Raw genomic sequence first — 18157 nt, forward strand, 5'->3', positions numbered from 1 at the left:
GCCTAAAATGTAATCGATTGCATGAAAGGCCGACGATGACCACCCCACATCCATTCACTGCTCTGCCCCTCGGCGGGATCGGAACGGGAAACCTGGCGCTCGCTGCGGACGGATCACTCAAACAATGGCAGCTGCACAACATCGGAAATCACACGGGAACGCTACCCGGATCATTCTTTGCCCTACGCATCAGTCAGTGGGAGCCGCCTTTCAACGAACAGTGTGTCCTGATCGCCCAACCAGGTGAGCCGCACGAACCAACAGTCCTGGTCAACGATGATGACGTACCGACTTGGCAGCGCGACCTGCTCGAGGACTTCTCACCGATGGCCAGTGCCTCCTTCGAAGGACACTATCCATTTGGCACCGTGACATTCGATGACGACACACTGCCGGTGAAAGTCACGCTCGACGCATTCACCCCGCTCATCCCGCTGAACGAAGATGACTCCGCACTACCTGCCGCCCTTTTCACCTTCACCTTCACGAACACTGACCCCAAGACCGGGCTCAACGGCTGGCTCGGCGCAGGTCTGCAGAACGCCATCGGTCATGACGGCATGACCAACCCGGTAGGCGTCCACTCACCGCGATACGGCGGCAACGTCAACACCGTCCACCGCGCAGACGGTTGGACCGAACTCACCATGACCAACCCCTCCTTAAACGAATCCGCCCCGCGCGATCCCGGCGCAGGCACCATGAGCCTGAGCGTGTCAGGCACGCGCGTCAGCTCCCTTCCTCAGTGGACTGATCCGGCGCAGTTCATGGACTTCATGGCGACACGCCAGCCGGTGGGCCCCGACGAATGGAACGGTGTTCCAGATGACCTGCCTGACCCGCAGCCCAACGGCATCACAGCGCGTCCCATGCCCAGCCCGTCAGGATCAACATGGAACGGGGGAGTGGTCTCGCAGTTCTTCCTTGAACCGGGTGAAACCACCACAGTGCGCGTCGCGATCACATGGCACTTCCCGAACAGATACGTCAACTTCGTTCAATTTGGAGGCGTACAACCCACCTACGCTCCGGCCACACACTGGCTGGGAAACCGCTACACCACACGCTGGTCGGATGCCTCACAGGTCACCGCGTACGTACACGAAAACTGGGACACCCTCGAACACCACTCACGCGCATGGGTGGATGCCATGACGAACTCTGACCTGGCCGACGAACCGGGCGGCGAAGTCGCAGATCGGATGCTCACACAGGCCGCAATTGTGCGCTCCCCGAGCTACTTCCAAAGTGCTGATGACCGCACATTCGCCTTCGAGGGAGTCCTGGGCGCATCCACGCCGATGTGGGCTGGATTCGTCGGCGGGTCATGTCCGCTCAATTGCACGCACGTGCACGCCTACGCGCAAGCCACAGCCAAGCTCTTCCCACGCATGGAACGCTCCATGCGCGAAACAGAGTTCACCATCACGCAGGCACCCGAAGGATTCATCCCGCACCGCGTCCTGCTGCCACTGGAGACGCCACAGATCTGGGATCGGGAAATCGGAGGACCGGGCGATCCGGCGCTTGACGGAATGCTGTCAATCGTTCTGCGCACCTACCGCGAAGCCCGCTACCAGGCGGGCAGCGCATGGCTGGAGCAGTACTGGCCGAACCTGGTGCGGCTGATGGACTACATCGAAAACACATGGGACCCCGACTCAACCGGACTGCTCCACGGCATTCAGCCCTCCACGCACGACATTGACCTGTGTGGCATTAACTCCTACATGGGAAAGTACTGGCTGGCAGCACTGCGCGCGATGGAAGAGATTTCCAAACTTCTGGGCGACGATGAGCGCGCCAGCCACTACCGCGAACGCTTCGAGGCATCCTCACGTGCCTACGATGAGGCGCTGTTCACCGGCGAGTACTACCGCCAGGTCCTCGAAGAAGGGGATCGCGACGACTTCCAGTGGAAGGACGGGTGCCTGTCTGACCAGCTCATCGGCCAATGGTGGGCGCACCAGCTTGACCTGGGATACCTGCTGCCACGCGACCACGTGGTGACGGCGCTGAAGAATGTTGTACGCCTGAACCTACGCACCGGTTTTGACGACTTCGAGCACCCCTACCGCTCATTCGCTACCGGCAAGGAAACGGGTCTGCTGATGTGCTCATGGCCGACCGGTGGGCGACCCGATGTGCCCACACGATACTGCGACGAAGTGTGGACGGGCATCGAATATCAGGTGGCGGCACACTGCCTGCACGAAGGGCTCACCGACGAAGGCTATGCGGTCCTGCACGGACTGTGGGCGCGTTACGACGGCACGACACGCAATCCGTACAACGAAATCGAATGCGGTGACCACTACACGCGCGCGCTGTCCGGTTGGAGCGTCTTCGATGAGCTCACAGGGATCACGTGGAACCAGTTCACCGGCGAACTGAGGATTGCCCGCGAGCCGCGCCGCAGCCTCGTCGTGATGACGGGCACCGGTTGGGGCACGCTGACGCGCGACGAGGGAGGCCTCACACTGACCTGCCTGTACGGCACCATCGATGCCACGACCGTGACCGTGGCAGATACCCTCGTGGCGCCGGAAGGAGTGAACATCTCAGCTGGAGAGAGCGCTAAACTGTCTGCAGCACAGGAAAGTTGATCGAAAGGCGCCCAGTGACATCTGCGAAGCGTGCAGGAATCCCGACCACCATCATTGTCGTGGGGTTGATGCTGTTCTCCATGTTCTTCGGAGCGGGAAACCTGGTCTTCCCTCCACAACTGGGACAGCAGGCTGGAACGAACTACTGGCCGGCGATCCTTGGTTTCCTGTCAACCGGTGTGGTTCTGCCGATGCTGGCGATTATTGCGGTGGCAGTGTCTGGCGCCGGGCTGGGAGATATTGCCAAGCGAACCGGCAAGGTTTTCGCGATGATCTTCCCGGCACTGATCTACCTGTCGATCGGCGCGTTCTACGCGATCCCGCGTACTGCGAACGTTGCGTACGAAATGGGGTTTGTCGGGCCAACCGGAATATCGGGCACAGTGGCGCTGCTCCTGTTCGTCGTGGCGTTCTTTGCTCTGAGCCTATGGCTGTCACTGCGCCGCGCCGGCATCGTCGACGCGCTGGGCAAGTATCTGACTCCTGCCCTTCTGACATTGATCGTCATCCTGGTGATCGTGGGATCCGCGCGCCTGAGCGCTGCTCCCAGTGCGCCGAGCGAGGAATACGCGTCCTCGCCTTTCACGTCCGGCATCCTGGAGGGCTACCTGACGATGGATTCGCTGGCTGCACTGGTCTTCGGGATTGTTGTCCTGCTGTCGCTGTACTCGCGTGGAGTACCCGCGGGGCGCCCCTCCGTCATCGCCTGCATCATGTCAGGTGTGGTCGGGGCAGTACTGCTGGGACTTGTCTACCTGGGGCTGGGGCATCTGGGTCGCTCCGTTGGCCAGCAATTCAACAACGGTGCAGAACTGCTTGCCTACGCTTCGCACGTCGCCCTCGGATCAGCAGGATCGTGGGTGTTTTCCGGAATCGTCCTTCTGGCATGTCTGACGACGGCGGTTGGCCTGATCACCTCGACCGCCTCCTATTTCGCGACCCTGATCCCTGCTGTTGACTACCGAGGGTGGAGCATCATCTTCACCATCATCGGCGCACTGATGGCGAACCTGGGCCTGACCGTCATCCTCGACATTGCGGCTCCTCTCAACGCGCTCCTCTACCCCGTAGCCGTTACGCTGATTTTCCTCACGCTGATCCAGGCCGCACTGCGTTTCCGCCTGGTGTGGGCCTATCGCCTGCCGGTTGCGCTCGCGGCGGTTTTCGCACTCAACGACCTTCTGCGTTCCTTCGACATTGAAATTGGTCGGGCGATCCCCGCCATCATGAAGCTGCCGCTGTATGGTCAAGGACTGTCATGGATCCTGCCAGTTGCCATCCTGGCTGCTATCTGCATCGTGATCGACAAAATCCGAGGACTGCCAATTCAGAGCCCCTCGGAGATTGCCCGCCGGTCAACACTGCTGCATGACCTGCCCGAAACGGGAACTACCGCGTAATCAATCCGGCGTACTCAAAAGCGCGCGCCAGACCATCCTCGTCAACGGGGGAGGTCACCCACGAGGCGATCGCCTTGACGTCTTCGCTTCCATTGCCCATCGCGATACTCGTGCCCACACCCGCCAGAAGCTCACGGTCATTGGGGGAGTCACCGATTCCTACAACGTCACTGATGCTGATTCCAAGGTGACCACACAGCACATGGGCGCCCGTCAGTTTGTGACACTGTGCTTTGAGGATTTCACCGACGCGCGCATCGGCCGTACCCACCGATCCACCGATGATGTCGAAACGCTCATCCAGCTGGCTGCTCATCGCCTCAAATATTCCGGCGCGAGGTGCCAGGAACGCACATTTCGAGGCCGAATCGGGTATCCCGGAGCGCAGGTACGGTTCGATCTGGCGCATATACGGCACCCAGTCGGGATCTTTGCCGGGGAAAACTGACAAATAGTCGGCAGACGGATGCATGGCCTCGGAACTTTGCCACACCCACAAACACTCATTGCGGCTCAGCACCTTGTTGACTGATTCAATGTCCGCACGGTCGATGCGTTCATCTCGGATCACCTGACCATCGACCTCAACGTAGGCACCTGATCCGCCGATTACTGCGGAAAAGCCCAGATCCCACAGCCACGGGTAGATTTCTGGAGTGGATCGGCCGGTGCACATGGCCAGAATATGTCCGGCCTCGCGTGCCTCGCGGCAGGCAGCTTGAGCAGATGGTGGCACGTCCTGCGTCCGTGTGAGCAGCGTGCCGTCAAGATCAATCAGAACGAGTCGAGCCACGGTACCTCCTTCGTATTAGGCAGTGTGTCATACCTGTGGAAGAATGGTCAGCTGAAATAAGGAGAAGCGATGGCGTATATCGGAACCGATGATTCCTCGGGCGACCCGGTCTTTCAGGAAGACTCGGACGTTGAAGTACGCACCTACCAGCGCGGTCGTATCCGCATGGTCTACGCCATGCGTGATAACCGCGTCGAGGAACATGCGCCGGATCCTTCCCGCCCTGTCTTCGTCATGATTCACGGCGTGGGGATGGGCAGGCGAGCACTGGCTGGACTGGCCAGGGAACTGGCACCTCACGGCACTGCCTATACGGTTGACTTGCCAGGCTTTGGTGATTCACCCACTCCGAAGCGCCCCCCGTCGATGGCTCAGTACGGCAAACTCGTTGCCGCTTTCATACGGGACAACAAGCTGCGTCACGTGATCGTGATTGGTCACTCGATGGGCACCCAGGTCGCAGTGGAGGTGGCGCAGCAACGGCCCGACCTGATCGATCAGCTGGTTCTGATTGCTCCGACCATCAACCCCGCCAGGCGGACCCTCCACCAACAGGCATGGGATCTGATTACTGACTTTGCCGACGATGGGCTGCACGTGATGGCAGTGGGTGTTGCGAATTATCTGCGTGCCGGCCCAGTCTGGTTCTTCCGAACGATTCGCGCCATGATGGATCACCGCGTTGAACGCATCTACCCGCAGGTGCCCACACCCACACTGGTCATGCGCGGAGAAGACGACCTGGTGTGTCCGCACGACTGGACGAAGCGCGTGGCACAGCTGCTGCCACACGGCACGTACGCGTCGATCGAGGATCACGGCCACGAAGCTGTGCTGCGAGATGCCGTTCCTGCCACTCAGATCATTCTCGATCACGTACTATGACCGATGTGGACATATCTCATCAGCCACTGCTGAGCGTCATCATCCCGGCGTATAACTCGCAAGATTATCTGCGCCGATGTGTGGAGTCCCTGATCGGCTATGCGCACCCCATCGAAATCCTCATCATCGACGATGGATCGAGTGACAAGACTCCCGAGCTTGCCGACAAACTGGCGCGCAGATTCCCTGAAATCCGCGCAGTCCACCAGGCTAACGCAGGGCATGGCGGCGCCCTCAACACCGGCATCCGCGAGGCCACTGGCCGTTACCTGAAAGTCGTGGACTCTGACGACTGGCTCGACCGGCGCTCGCTGACACGCGTGTTGGATCAGATGGCCGCAGACCAGGACCGCGGCGACGACGTCGACATGTACGTGGCGAACTACGTCTACGAGAAACAGGGAAAATCTCATAAGCATGCGGTCCGCTTCCTCAACGTTCTTCCTGCTGATCGCATCATTGGGTGGGATGACATGCGTGCGTGCCGCTACGACCAGTACCTCATGATGCACACGCTCATTTTTCGCACCGAGCTGGTCAGACAATCCGGGATGATCCTGCCGGAGCATACCTTCTACGTGGACTACCTGTATTCCTACGTGCCCTTGCCGCATGTGCGAACGCTGCGCTACATCGATGCGAATCTGTACCGCTACTTCATTGGCCGCGATGACCAGTCAGTGAACGAAAAAGTCATGATTTCACGTATCGACCAGCTGCTGCGCGTCAACGCGGGGATGCTTGCCGGCACCCCTGACGAATCCACTGTCCCTGCACACCTGTATCGCTACATGATTCACTACCTGCGCATCAATTTCATCGTGTGCTCCCTGATGTTGTTGCTCTCTGGCACACCAGAACACGTCCAGGAGAAAGAACGCCTGTGGGCGGAAGCTGACCGAGACTACCCGCAGGTCACTCGGCAGGTCAGATCAGGTCTGCTCGGACGGCTGATCTCGCTGCCGGGAACGCCCGGACGCGTCATCCCGCTATCGATCTACCGCATCGCCCGCGCCGTCCTCGGCTTTAATTAGAATGCGAAAAGAATCTGCCCGCCGGGCTCGGTGATCGTGACGTGCGGCGCGTCAGAATCATGCAGGTCGAGAAAAACGCAGATCGTGTGTCCATCCGCGCTGGAGCGGTACGACAGCTGCTCGTTGGTTACCTCGCACACCTGCGTGCGCGCATGGACAAGCCACGGATGCTGGCGACGCAGCGCAATGAGCGCCTGGTGGGTCTGGAACACTGATTCGCCCAGATTCGACAGGTGGTCGGGCAGATCAGGGAACGAGGGACGCACCTGATCGTCGCCGCCGAGCTCCTCGGTCTTGATTCCGGTATAGCCCTGTTCGTCGCCATAGTAGATCGATGGGATCCCGCCGACAGTCATGACAATGGCGAGAGCGACGCCGACATGTTGGCTCCCGATCTGCGAGGCAATTCTCGTGACGTCGTGGTTGCCGATGAATGTCTGTGGGGTGAAGGAATCGAGGAAATGGTTGTGACGATCGAGGCACCACTGCAGCTCAAAGAAATTTCGATCCGAGATACTCGACCAGATTGCCTTCCACAGTTCGTATTGGGTCAGTGAATCAAAATGGCACTGCTCGATCATGTCGTTGTAGTCACCGTGGATTACTTCACCCATCAGCCACGCTTCAGGGAAACGCGCCCGAACGGGGTCGATAACGTCGCGCCAAAAATCGCTCGGCACAGAGTAGGCGGCATCCAGACGCCAGGCGTCGATGCCGCGTTCAAGCCAGTAGGTCATGACGTCGGTGGCGTATGCGCGTGCCTGTGCACCGGCGTGATTGAGCCGAACCAGCTCACCGTGACCTTCAAAGATGCGTGGAGTCGGACCTGCGGGATCCTCCCAGTCAATGTCGAATAATTCCGCGTGCTCACTGCCGGGGCCGGCAGTGAGAACCTCGCTGACCAGCGGGTGCCGAGAGCTGACGTGAGAAAAGACACCGTCACATGCCACGCGGATGCCGCGCTCGTGGCACGCGGCAATGAGGTGATCAAAGTCAGCTTCATCTCCCAGGCGCGGGTCAACTGCGAAGTGGTCAAGAATGTCGTAGCCATGTGATGTTGACTGGAAGATCGGGCCCAGAAGCAGGCCGTTGGCTCCCAGCTCGATCAGGTAGTCCAGCCAGTTTTCCAGCATGGTGATCCGGTGCGCCGACGCGTCGGCCCCGAACGGAGGACGAATGGGGGCGCCGCACATTCCCAGCGGGTAGACGTGCCACCACACCATGTGATCAATCCATGACATGACTTTCGCTTTCCTGGTTGTGGCCATAATGTAGACGCGTGGGACAAGTCATCGAGGGCATCGCGGTCATCGCAGTCATTATGGCTGTTGGATGGATCGCGCGCGCAACGAAGATCCTCAAGACCGATGCTACTGGACACATCACTGACCTGGTGTATTGGATCGCCGCGCCCGCACTGCTGTTCTCCACGATCGCATCAGCTGATCTTGATGTCGTCATCGGCCGTCCCCTCGTCGTGGCAGCAGCAAGCGGTGTCGTCACCGCCAGCGTGTTCGCTCTGATCGCTCGCCTGACGATGCGGCCGGCGGTTGGCGATCTGACGGTCGGCGCAATGTCGTCCTCGTTGAACAACGCGGCCTACGTCGGCATCCCGATCGCGATTTACGTACTGGGGTCAGCGGTTCACGGAGTGCCGATCATGGTGTTTCAGCTGGGCTTCTTCACCCCGATGTTCTTCGTCCTCATCGACCTGTGTACGCCGGGTATCACGCTGTCGATTTTGACCATCGTGCGCTCCGTGGTGACCAACCCGATGGTGATCGCGGCGTTCCTCGGATTCCTGTGCGCAGCGGTGAGCCTGGATGTGCCGCCACTGATCGCCAACGCGACCGAGATGATCGGGCAGTCCGCGCCGGCGCTGGTCCTGATTAGTTTTGGCGCTTCCTTGGTGGGGCAGCGCCTGACTGTGCGATCCCAGGACGGGCACATGGTGATACTCGCCAGCTGCTTCAAACTCATGGTTCAGCCGGCGTGCGCGTTCGGAGCAGGACTGCTGCTGGGCATGGACGGGCACGCGCTGTTGGCAGTCACGGTGATGGGCGCGATGCCCACCGCGCAAAATGCCTTCATCGCCTCAGCGCGGGCAGGCGTCGGCAATCACATCGCGCAGGGCACTGTGCTGATTACCACGATCATGTCACTGCCGGTGACCGTGCTGATCGCCTGGCTCTTTCACCTTGCGGCTCTGGTTTAGACAGATCACGACAGCGCGGCAGCGACCGCCAGACGCAGCGTCGTCTCAAACTGTGTTTCACGTTCCTGCGCCGTCATATCCGACGACGAGTCAAGCAGGTGATCCGAACACGTCAACACGGTCAGTGCCTCTCGGCCGCACTCTGCCGCCACGCCATACATCGCGGCAGCTTCCATATCCACGCCCAACACACCATAGTCCGCCAGGCGTTGTGTCTGACCGTCGGGCGCGAAGTAGAAGTGGTCACGCGAAATAATCGTTCCCACGTGAACAGTGTCGTCTTCGGTTGCGGCCTCGACGGCGGCTCGCGCCAGGTTGAACGAGGCGACCGCACTGAAATTGACACCGGGAATGCGCAGCTGATTCATTACGGAATCCGTGTGTGCACCGATCGCGACGATCGTGTCGCCCACATGAACTTTCGGTGAGATTCCGCCGCACGTGCCGACGCGGATCACGCGCTGAACGTCGAAGAACTTCATCAGTTCGGTGACGTAGATCGTTGCGGAAGGCTGACCCATTCCCGATCCCATCACCGACAGTGGCTGACCGTCGACAGTGCCGGTGAAGCCCAGCATGCCGCGCACATCAGTGACCAGGCGTGGTGAGTCCAAAATTGTTTCAGCAATACGCTGGGCACGCTTCGGGTCACCCGGCATCAGGACTGCGGGGGCGAAATCACCTGGCTCAGCTGCAATGTGTGGGGTCGACATGGGCCTTCCTTCGTTCTCGTGTGGCGCGAGACCATCCGATATGCGGATACTTCTTCACCGCGCGCTGACAATACTCTAGCGTGAGCTTCATCCCGTAAGTGATGGAGTGACGAAAATGAGCTCACAACAAACCAAACCGCGTCGCGAAACGTGGTCCGGTCAAACAGCGTTCCTTATCTCAGCCATTGGTTCAGCTATCGGCCTGGGGAACATCTGGCGTTTTCCAGGCGTGGCCTACGCCAACGGTGGTGGCGCATTCCTGGTGCCGTACCTCGTCTCACTCGTCTGCGTCGGTATCCCGATCCTCTTTCTTGACTACGCGATCGGTCATAAACTGCGTGGCTCACCGCCGTGGGCGCTGCGCCGCATGACAGCCGGCGGAGAATTCCTCGGCTGGTTCCAGGTCGGCGTCTGCTTCGTCATCTTCATTTACTACGCAGCGGTGGTTGCCTGGGCGGCCAGCTATGCGTGGCACTCCATCACCCTGGCATGGGGAGATGACTCGCAGACCTTCTTCCTCGAAACGTTCCTCCAACTCGACGGATCAGATTCAGTGTCATGGACACCCGTCCTGTCAGTGTTGGTCCCCCTGGCCGTGATCTGGCTGTTCGTCCTGTTCATCGTGGGACGCGGACTGACCAAGGGCGTGGAACTGGCGAACCGTATTTTCCTGCCGTTACTGGTCATCCTGTTCGTGGTGATGGTGGTGCGCGCACTGTTCCTGCCTGGCGCCATGGAAGGACTTAACGCTTTCTTCACCCCGCAATGGGATCAGCTGACGAATCCGCATGTGTGGCTGGCAGCGTTTGCACAGATTTTCTACTCGCTGTCAGTGGGCTTCGGCATCATGGCGACCTACGCCTCCTATCTCAAGCCCAAGTCAAACCTGACCGGAACCGGCCTTGTTGCAGGTTTTGCCAACTCATCCTTCGAGCTGCTCGCCGGCATCGGCGTATTCGCCGCCCTCGGCTTCATGGCACATGCTCAACACGTTGGCGTGAACGAACTGGAAGGCCTTACCGGCCCGATCCTGTCGTTCGTGACCTTCCCACAGATTATTTCGATGATGCCAGGCGGCCCCATCTTCGGCGTCCTGTTCTTCACGTCCCTGACGCTGGCAGGAATCACCTCGCTGCTGTCACTGTTGCAGGTTGTTTCCGGCTCCATCCAGGACAAGTTCGGAGTCACCCCGCGTAAGGCTGCGATGATTATGGGCGTGCCTGCGATGGTGCTGTCGCTGGGACTGTTCGGTGTGCGCTCGGGGCTGAATGTCCTCGACGTCATCGACACCTTCGTCAACAACATCGGCGTGGTTGCCTCCGCCATGGCGCTGTGCTTGCTTTCCGCGTTCGCCGGTCCGCGCCTGAAGGGACTGCGTGCGCACCTCAACTCGGTCTCATCGATCCGAGTTCCCGCTTTCTGGGACCTCGTCGTGGGTGTAGTCAGCCCGATCGTCCTGGGCTTCATGCTTATCAGCGCACTCATCGACTATGTGATGCACGGATATGACGGGCATGCTACCTCCTTTGTCGGCATGTTCGGCTGGGGAATGCTGCTGGCAATCATCGTCTTCGCCGTTATCATGACGGTGACCAAGTGGCATCACTCCCTCGACTCGCGCGCGAAAGGACTGGAACAATGACAGCGAGCGCACTCATCTTGATGGTCATCTCGATCCTGCTCGTGTGGGGAGGCCTCGTCGCCTCGACCGTCGCACTCAAGACCCTCAAGCAGCCTGACGTTGACGACACCATTGAGGAGCCTGTCGAGTGAAACTGGCAGCTTTCGATCTGGACGATACGTTAGCCCCCTCGAAGTCGCCGCTCCCGTCCCTGATGGACGAGCGCCTGTGCGCGCTCCTCGACGTTGCCGACGTGTGCATCATCTCCGGAGGACACATCGGCCAATTCCGCACACAGGTCCTGGCGCACCTGCACGCTGACGACGCGCAGCTTGAGCGCCTGCACCTGATGCCAACGTGTGGAACCCGCTACTTCAGGTATCGCGACCAGCAGTGGCACCAGATCTACGCGATGGATCTGAGCGCAGACGAGCGCCAGCGGGCCATCGAGTCCCTGACTCGGCACGCACACGACCTGGGAATTTGGGAAAGCCACACCTGGGGAGACATTATTGAAGATCGAGGATCACAGATCACCTTCTCTGCCCTGGGGCAGGAAGCGCCCCTGGAGGCCAAGCGCGCATGGGACCCGGACGGAACGAAGAAAGCTGCACTGGCTGAGCGGGTCGCCCGCGACGTTCCTGAGCTGTCGGTACGCGGTGGCGGGTCCACATCTGTCGATATCACCCGGCAGGGCGTTGACAAGGCGTTCGGCATGCGCCACCTGGTCGAGGCAACACGTATCGCCGCCAGCGACATAGTGTTTGTCGGGGACAGGCTTGACGAGGGTGGCAACGACTACCCGGTGAAAGCCGCAGGATTCACGACGATCCCAGTGTCAGGATGGGAGCAGTGTGCTGAGGTGATCGCGCAGCTAATTGAGTGCGCGAGTCGCCCAGAAGAACACTGCTGACGCAGCAGCCACATTCAGCGAATCCACTCCGCCGGCCATCGGGATACGCACCGTCAGATCTGTCTGCTCAATGGTGCGGCGCGACAATCCGTCGCCTTCAGTACCGAAGAGCAATGCCACCTTCTTGTCCGGAGGGTTCGCCACGAACTCATCGAGACTCAGTGAGTCATCACTGAGTGCGCAGGCGACCGTGCAGTAGCCCGCCTCGCGCAGCACGTCAACGGCTGGCCAGGTATCCAGCCGAGTCCACGGCACCTGAAAGACCGTGCCCATGGAGACACGGACGGAGCGCCGATACAGCGGATCACAGCAGCGAGGTGTGACGATGACCGCGTCAACACCCAGAGCAGCTGCAGAACGGAAGATTGCACCGACATTCGTGTGATCAACCAGGTCTTCCAGCACAGCGATCCGGCGCGAACGTGCCAAGAGGTCCGACACGTCCGGCAGCTCGGGACGCTGCATAGCGGCAAGAGCCCCGCGATGCAGGTGAAATCCGGTGATGTGTTCGAGCACCTCTTCGGAGGCGATATACACGGGCACGTCACCACCGTCAACACTTCCTGTCGAGGATGCCAGCAGATGCTCCATCTGCTCGAGCCAGCGCGGCGCCATGAGGAATGAGCGCGGGTGATGCCCCGTCTCAAGTGCCCGCATGATCACATTGTGTGATTCCGCCATGTACAGTCCGCGTTCCACTTCCAAGCTTGAACGCAGCTTGACGTCCGTCATGCACGTGTAGTCAGCAAGCGCACCGTCCGGTACGGCTGCTTCCACGTCTTCCAGGCTCTGACATGCGGTTAAATCGATGATCACACCCGCCATTATGCTCCATCGTTTATCCACAGCGCACCGTGGGTACCCTCGTCAATCCACAAAGCCCAGGCGCGTGCTGGCACAGGTCGATCCTCATGCGGTGAACTGCACGCACCGACACAGAAGGAGGACATCATGCTGACCGAGCAGACGAAGGTAGAGGGAATGTATGGGCCTACAGGGTGGCTCGACACGAGTGGCATCACAGTTCTTTTGGCTCCTTACATGGAGCTGGATGATCACGATTATTGTCGCTTCACTATGGTTGGTGGGGACGATGCTCGCGAGCTGAGGAGCCTGCTGAGTGTAGAAAACCTGCAGTGTTCGCAAAATGGAGGGCCGACGGTTGAAGCCGCGCTCGATGCTGCGATCACTTTCCCTCAGGAGGTGTACGTGAGCGGTTATGTCATTCGCCAGCCGCGACGAGACGAACGAGTCAGTGTCGATGCGCTCGTGATACGTCACTCATTACCGGACGGTGTGACGCGAGCCTGGCCATATCTGCGCGACAGATACGCGCTGCATTGTCTGGCACCCGACGAATGCGACCGCATCTTGTTGGATGATCCGGTCGGGCATCTGGCGTGGTGGTTATGGTGGGACTAGAGACGCTAGGCTAGATCCATGTCCGTCTACTCATGGCTTTTTCGCAGCGTCATCCACCGCACTGATCCTGAACGTGCCCACCATGCAGGCCTTAACGCCGTTGCGTGGGCAGGACGACACGGCTTAATCCGCGCACTGATGCGCGCCACCATCGGATACTGGGATCCGCATGCACGCTCCATGCTGCTGTGGCCCACGCGCTCCCTGCCGACAATCGGTGAGCGCACCGTGCACGGACGCCTGGGTCTTGCAGCCGGAATGGACAAAGATGCACGCGCCATTGAGGGCATGTGCGCGCTGGGATTCGGATTCGTTGAGATTGGGACGATCACACCCCGACCGCAGCCAGGGAACGACCAGCCACGCCTGTGGCGCCTCATGGACCAGGCCGGCCTGCGCAACCGGATGGGATTCAATAACGAGGGTGTCGACCAGGCTGTTGCGCAGCTACGTGAGCTGCGATCCACCCGTCACGGCAGGCGCTGTATCGTCGGGGCGAATATCGGAAAGAACAAGGTCACTCCACTTGACCAGGCGCCTCGTGACTACGAGATCTGTGCCCAGAAAGTTGCGCCGTGGGTGGACTTCATTGTCGTCAACGTGTCCTCACCCAACACTCCGGGACTGCGGGACCTGCAGGCTGTCGATCAGCTTCGCCCCATCCTGGAGGCTGCGCGACGCGGAGCCGATGCGGCGCAGCAGCGCCGTCACGTGCCGTTGCTGGTGAAAATCGCGCCCGACCTGAGCGATGACGACATCATCGAGGTGTGCTCCATGAGCCGGGACATGAAATTGGACGGGATAGTGGCCACCAATACGACGATCAATCACGAGTGGGGAGAAGGTGGCGTTTCAGGAGCCCCGCTGTTCCCGCGTGCTCTCGATGTGGTGTCTCTGGTTGCTGAGCACCTGGACGACCATCAGCTTCTGATCGGCACGGGCGGGATCTTCACCGCATCTCAGGCTCAGGCCATGCTGGATGCCGGTGCCGACCTCGTTGAAGCATTCAGCGCATTCGTCTTCGAAGGGCCGACGTGGCCGGGCGCGATGAACCGCGCCCTGGCCCTGAACTAGTCTTTCTGTTTCTTCGACCCCTTCGGGAACTCACCGCGTCCCACCTGAGGAGCCGGCGAGCGCCAGCGGCGTGCCATCAGCATGCGTGAAAATGCGTAGAACCACGAGCCGCGCGGGATCACCTTGTCAGGGAAGCGCTCGCGGATACGACGTTTGAGGATCTGCCAGACGATGACGCCCTCAATAATGCAGAGCAGCAACGCGCCGTAGAAGAAGATGAACATCACCATCATGACGACGGGGAGCTGACCGTTGGTTTGCTGCGCCGGTGCGATGAAGGAAAATGCCAGCGACAATGCGATGAAAACCAGCATCACCGGCATCATGAACTCGCAGATCGACCAACGGGCATCCAGGTAGTCGCGGATGAAACGACGGATAGGGCCACGATGCTGGGGCGGCATATAGCGCTCGTCTCCCGTCGTCATCGCTTCCTGTTCACGGCGGAAACGCTCATCACGCTTCTCTTTGGCCTGACGGCGGGCTTCCTTACGGTCAGCCGGCACCAGCGGACGATTCCTGCGCGCCTCAGCCTGTCGGCGCGTCGGCGTCGGACGGCCCTTCTTTGCGCTCGCTTCATGCGTCGGCTCGTCGACGGGAGCGGCTGTCGTTGACTCTTCTGAAGATTTCTTACGGAATAACACACCTTTAGGGTAGTTGATTGAGACCCACAAGCCGAACTACTAAACTCAGTGATATGACTACCACTACTCATGATGACCTCACGCCCTCAGTCCAGGAGCTGCGTGAACGTGTCGATCAGCATTTCGACGAGCTGCTCGACGAACTCAAGACACTCGTATCCATTCCGTCAGTTTCCTCCCTTCCGGAGCATCAGGACGACGTGCAGAAATCAGCTGAACACGTCAGCAAGCTCTTCAACGATCTTGGCCTGGAGACTGAGATTCTACGTGCCGACTCGCCTTTCGGCGGACAGGGTGAACCAGCCATTGTTGGACACACCCCCGTCATCGAGGGAGCGCCCACCGTCCTGCTGTATGCACACCACGATGTTCAGCCCACTGGTGAACTCGACCGCTGGGACGGTGACCCGTTCGACGCCACCGTTAAGGGGGACAGGCTCTATGGCCGCGGCGCATCCGATGATGGCGCCGGCGTGATCGTCCACCTGGGCGCTCTGCGCACCCTTGCCGATGATCTGGGCCTGAACGTGCGTGTCTTCATCGAAGGTGAAGAGGAGCTTGGTTCCCCCTCGTTCGAAAACTTTCTGACGACCCACGCTGACAAGCTGGACGCTGACGTCATTGTGGTTGCTGACGGTGACAACTGGAAACCGGGGATTCCCGCGATGACTGCGTCACTGCGTGGCAACGCCGTGGTGACCGTGGACGTGCGCGTACTCGAGCACGCTGTCCACTCCGGCGCATTCGGCGGTCCGATCATGGATGCTGTCACAATCGCTGCGCGCATGATTGCGACCTTGCACGACGAGGACGGCAACGTGATTGTCGAGGGCCTCAAAGCCACCGACACGTCCGATATAGACTGGCCTGAAGACGAGTATCGTGAGGCTGCTGGCGTCCTTGATGGAGTGACGCTTGCCGGATCGGGTGACCTGGCGGCGCGCGTGTGGACAAAGCCATCTATCAACGTTATTGGCATGGACGTTCGCTCTGTTGCGGAATCATCCAATACGATCGCCCCGCACGCACGTTTCCGCCTGTCGATGCGCGTGGCCCCCAACCAGGCCCCGGCCGAGGCTCGAGACAAGCTGATCGAGCATCTCAAGGCGCATGTTCCGTTCGGCGCTGCCATCGACATTTCAGTGGAAAAGTGCTCACCGGGATTCCTGGCCGACCTTGATTCCGAACCTGCCCGCGATCTGCACTGGGCGCTGGACATCGCGTGGGACACTGACGCGGTGAATAAGGGTGTGGGCGGATCAATCCCGTTCATCTCCCACTTCAAGAAGCACTTCCCGCAAGCAGAGGTCCTTGTGACGGGCGTGGAAGACCCCTTCACGAATGCCCACTCCGAAAACGAGTCGCAGAGCATCCCCGACCTGAAGGCCGCGATCCTGGCAGAAGCGCTCCTGCTGGCCCGCACTGCCAAGCGCGCACGCAGGTAGTGCGCGTCCTTATCGTCGGACACTGGTTCGCCCCGCGCGCCCTCCCAGCACTGGAAGCGGTCGCGCGGGGTATTCAGCGTGTGCGCGACGCGGCATGTGAGCCGATCGTGTTCGGACCCGGCCCGTTCGTCACATCCGATCGCCTCATCGTTCGTGTCCCAGATTCCGCGACGAGTACACGCGACGCAGGCCGGGAACTTCGCCGCCTCCTCGACCAGGGCGATACTCCCGTGCTCGAAGGTGGTCATACCTCCTGCACAGACGGGGGAAGCGAATTTCTCAGTGCCATCACCTCGCTGCCTGTCGACACGTACGAGCAGATGGAACAGGCATTGCACTGCGCGCAATCGGACCGCAGGCTACGCGAGGTGGTCGCGCTCGCCTCGACCAGGCGCAGCTTGCTCGGCTTTACCTCGGTACTGTCGACACACGCAGACGGGACGGCTCGTCATGACCAGAACCTGGGTTTATCGAGCCGCCTGACACGCCTGTTTGCCACACATCGGGATACAACGGACGTGTCACGTCTGGAAGGCAGTGGCGCGGCAGGAGGAGCGGCCGGCATGCTCGCCCTGTGTGGTGGGAGCATCGTGCCCACAGGCGAGGCCCTGGCCAGAACCCTCAATCTTGACCATCGCATGGAGCAGGCGGATCTGGTCGTCATCCTTGAGCCCTACGCGCACGACCCACTGCTGCATGATACCCTCATCGACACGCTGACCGACCATGCTGGTTGCCATGCGTTGCCAGTCGTCCTCGTGTGCGAATCGACGACACTGTCAGCACCGGAAAAAGCGCAGTGGGGGATCCACGGGATAATTGACACGCATCCTGGAGCACTCATGCCGACCTGTATCGCTGAGAACGAACAGGATGATTACGAGATGCTTGAAGCTGCTGGAATGCGCATGGCGCGCACGTGGATACCCGGCGTGGAAAACACCACGATATGAACACGGTCATGGCGCGTTGCCCATGAGCGTCGTAGGCTGGATCTACGAGTACTGAAATGATGAGGAGCAACATGTCTGACGTTGAGACACAAACCCCGGCCCACGAAGTGACCTTGACTGACGCGGCTGCCGCGAAAGTTAAGAGCCTGCTGGACCAGGAAGGCCGCGACGACCTGCGTCTGCGCATCGCCGTTCAGCCAGGGGGCTGCTCGGGTCTGATCTACCAGCTTTACTTTGACGATCGCCTGCTTGACGGCGATGCCATCCGTGACTTCGAAGGAGTCGAAGTTGTCGTCGATCGTATGAGCGTTCCCTACCTTGCCGGAGCCTCCATCGACTTTTCAGACACGATCGAACGCCAGGGATTCACGATCGACAACCCCAATGCGCGTAACACCTGCGCATGCGGAGAATCCTTCCACTAAACCATTTCCCACCT

General features: G+C 60.1%; 18 protein-coding genes. 13 read left to right on the forward strand and 5 right to left on the reverse strand.

Annotation, left to right across the window (positions count from 1 at the left end; genetic code table 11):
- Positions 1–35: 35 nt before the first annotated feature.
- A complete protein-coding gene (locus tag AC1DA5_RS07600; protein ID WP_480289775.1) occupies positions 36–2606 on the forward strand; it encodes a GH116 family glycosyl hydrolase in 2571 nt (856 codons plus the stop codon).
- Between the two features lie 14 nt (positions 2607–2620).
- Complete coding sequence (gene brnQ / locus AC1DA5_RS07605; RefSeq protein WP_058236539.1) at positions 2621–4006, forward strand: branched-chain amino acid transport system II carrier protein; 1386 nt, start codon at positions 2621–2623, stop codon at positions 4004–4006.
- Here brnQ and AC1DA5_RS07610 read toward each other — a convergent pair.
- Complete coding sequence (locus AC1DA5_RS07610; RefSeq protein ID WP_058236540.1) at positions 3996–4799, reverse strand: Cof-type HAD-IIB family hydrolase; 804 nt, start codon at positions 4797–4799, stop codon at positions 3996–3998. The two genes, brnQ and AC1DA5_RS07610, sit on opposite strands and share 11 nt — an antisense overlap.
- A 69-nt stretch (positions 4800–4868) precedes the next feature.
- On the opposite strand from AC1DA5_RS07610, the gene AC1DA5_RS07615 reads away from it, so the two are divergent.
- Entirely contained in the window at positions 4869–5684 is an 816-nt protein-coding gene (locus AC1DA5_RS07615; RefSeq protein ID WP_058236541.1) for an alpha/beta fold hydrolase, read from the forward strand.
- 5 nt (positions 5685–5689) lie between these two features.
- Positions 5690–6718, forward strand: coding sequence for a glycosyltransferase family 2 protein (locus AC1DA5_RS07620; protein ID WP_480289777.1), 1029 nt, complete (start codon positions 5690–5692; stop codon positions 6716–6718).
- Here the strand turns inward: AC1DA5_RS07620 and AC1DA5_RS07625 are convergent.
- Positions 6715–7959, reverse strand: coding sequence for an alpha-amylase family protein (locus AC1DA5_RS07625; protein ID WP_480289778.1), 1245 nt, complete (start codon positions 7957–7959; stop codon positions 6715–6717). The two genes, AC1DA5_RS07620 and AC1DA5_RS07625, sit on opposite strands and share 4 nt — an antisense overlap.
- A gap of 38 nt (positions 7960–7997) precedes the next feature.
- Between AC1DA5_RS07625 and AC1DA5_RS07630 the strand changes: the two genes are divergently transcribed.
- On the forward strand, positions 7998–8933 hold the full coding sequence (locus AC1DA5_RS07630; protein ID WP_117394359.1) for an AEC family transporter: 936 nt from the start codon (positions 7998–8000) through the stop codon (positions 8931–8933).
- 5 nt (positions 8934–8938) lie between these two features.
- Here AC1DA5_RS07630 and deoD read toward each other — a convergent pair whose 3' ends face one another.
- Positions 8939–9646 carry a purine-nucleoside phosphorylase gene (gene deoD / locus AC1DA5_RS07635; RefSeq protein WP_058236544.1) on the reverse strand — a complete coding sequence of 236 codons (708 nt, stop codon included), beginning with the start codon at positions 9644–9646 and terminating at the stop codon, positions 8939–8941.
- Positions 9647–9761: 115 nt separating this feature from the next.
- Here deoD and AC1DA5_RS07640 point away from each other — a divergent pair, with 115 nt between their 5' ends.
- Genes AC1DA5_RS07640 through AC1DA5_RS07650 form a run of 3 tightly spaced genes read left to right on the forward strand, consistent with a single transcriptional unit; the run spans position 9762 to position 12180 of the window.
- A complete protein-coding gene (locus tag AC1DA5_RS07640) occupies positions 9762–11288 on the forward strand; it encodes a sodium-dependent transporter (protein WP_480289780.1) in 1527 nt (508 codons plus the stop codon).
- Complete coding sequence (locus AC1DA5_RS07645) at positions 11285–11419, forward strand: methionine/alanine import family NSS transporter small subunit (RefSeq protein ID WP_092648501.1); 135 nt, start codon at positions 11285–11287, stop codon at positions 11417–11419. Before AC1DA5_RS07640 ends, AC1DA5_RS07645 begins: the two co-directional genes overlap by 4 nt.
- Positions 11416–12180, forward strand: coding sequence for an HAD-IIB family hydrolase (locus AC1DA5_RS07650; protein WP_480289782.1), 765 nt, complete (start codon positions 11416–11418; stop codon positions 12178–12180). The genes AC1DA5_RS07645 and AC1DA5_RS07650 overlap by 4 nt, the downstream gene beginning before the upstream one ends.
- On the opposite strand, the gene AC1DA5_RS07655 is transcribed toward AC1DA5_RS07650, so the two are convergent.
- On the reverse strand, positions 12142–12996 hold the full coding sequence (locus tag AC1DA5_RS07655; protein WP_092649091.1) for a TrmH family RNA methyltransferase: 855 nt from the start codon (positions 12994–12996) through the stop codon (positions 12142–12144). The two genes, AC1DA5_RS07650 and AC1DA5_RS07655, sit on opposite strands and share 39 nt — an antisense overlap.
- A gap of 135 nt (positions 12997–13131) precedes the next feature.
- Between AC1DA5_RS07655 and AC1DA5_RS07660 the strand changes: the two genes are divergently transcribed.
- Both AC1DA5_RS07660 and AC1DA5_RS07665 read left to right on the forward strand, forming a co-directional pair.
- Complete coding sequence (locus AC1DA5_RS07660; RefSeq protein ID WP_092648503.1) at positions 13132–13602, forward strand: hypothetical protein; 471 nt, start codon at positions 13132–13134, stop codon at positions 13600–13602.
- Positions 13603–13620: 18 nt separating this feature from the next.
- The gene (locus AC1DA5_RS07665; RefSeq protein ID WP_092648504.1) at positions 13621–14676 is read left to right on the forward strand and encodes a quinone-dependent dihydroorotate dehydrogenase; all 1056 of its coding nucleotides are present in this window, start codon (positions 13621–13623) and stop codon (positions 14674–14676) included.
- On the opposite strand, the gene AC1DA5_RS07670 is transcribed toward AC1DA5_RS07665, so the two are convergent.
- The gene (locus tag AC1DA5_RS07670; RefSeq protein ID WP_058236549.1) at positions 14673–15320 is read right to left on the reverse strand and encodes a DUF3043 domain-containing protein; all 648 of its coding nucleotides are present in this window, start codon (positions 15318–15320) and stop codon (positions 14673–14675) included. The genes AC1DA5_RS07665 and AC1DA5_RS07670 overlap by 4 nt on opposite strands.
- A 53-nt stretch (positions 15321–15373) precedes the next feature.
- On the opposite strand from AC1DA5_RS07670, the gene AC1DA5_RS07675 reads away from it, so the two are divergent.
- The 3 genes from AC1DA5_RS07675 (at position 15374) to erpA (ending at position 18143) form a co-directional block, all read left to right on the forward strand.
- Positions 15374–16765 (forward strand): M20/M25/M40 family metallo-hydrolase, encoded by a 1392-nt coding sequence (locus AC1DA5_RS07675; RefSeq protein ID WP_257525453.1) that lies wholly within the window; start codon positions 15374–15376, stop codon positions 16763–16765.
- Positions 16765–17718, forward strand: coding sequence for a glycerate kinase (locus AC1DA5_RS07680; RefSeq protein ID WP_058236550.1), 954 nt, complete (start codon positions 16765–16767; stop codon positions 17716–17718). Before AC1DA5_RS07675 ends, AC1DA5_RS07680 begins: the two co-directional genes overlap by 1 nt.
- A 71-nt stretch (positions 17719–17789) precedes the next feature.
- The gene (erpA, locus tag AC1DA5_RS07685; protein WP_058236551.1) at positions 17790–18143 is read left to right on the forward strand and encodes an iron-sulfur cluster insertion protein ErpA; all 354 of its coding nucleotides are present in this window, start codon (positions 17790–17792) and stop codon (positions 18141–18143) included.
- Positions 18144–18157 lie beyond the last annotated feature (14 nt).

This window comes from Pauljensenia sp. C0254C2 (assembly GCF_056583835.1).

Coding starts and splice junctions, on each gene's coding strand:
- AC1DA5_RS07625 (WP_480289778.1), bottom strand. CDS start 7,959: ATGTCATGGATTGATCACATGGTGTGGTGGCACGTCTACCCGCTGGGA.
- AC1DA5_RS07665 (WP_092648504.1), top strand. CDS start 13,621: ATGTCCGTCTACTCATGGCTTTTTCGCAGCGTCATCCACCGCACTGAT.
- AC1DA5_RS07675 (WP_257525453.1), top strand. CDS start 15,374: ATGACTACCACTACTCATGATGACCTCACGCCCTCAGTCCAGGAGCTG.
- AC1DA5_RS07615 (WP_058236541.1), top strand. CDS start 4,869: ATGGCGTATATCGGAACCGATGATTCCTCGGGCGACCCGGTCTTTCAG.
- AC1DA5_RS07660 (WP_092648503.1), top strand. CDS start 13,132: ATGCTGACCGAGCAGACGAAGGTAGAGGGAATGTATGGGCCTACAGGG.
- AC1DA5_RS07645 (WP_092648501.1), top strand. CDS start 11,285: ATGACAGCGAGCGCACTCATCTTGATGGTCATCTCGATCCTGCTCGTG.
- AC1DA5_RS07640 (WP_480289780.1), top strand. CDS start 9,762: ATGAGCTCACAACAAACCAAACCGCGTCGCGAAACGTGGTCCGGTCAA.
- erpA (WP_058236551.1), top strand. CDS start 17,790: ATGTCTGACGTTGAGACACAAACCCCGGCCCACGAAGTGACCTTGACT.
- deoD (WP_058236544.1), bottom strand. CDS start 9,646: ATGTCGACCCCACACATTGCAGCTGAGCCAGGTGATTTCGCCCCCGCA.
- AC1DA5_RS07600 (WP_480289775.1), top strand. CDS start 36: ATGACCACCCCACATCCATTCACTGCTCTGCCCCTCGGCGGGATCGGA.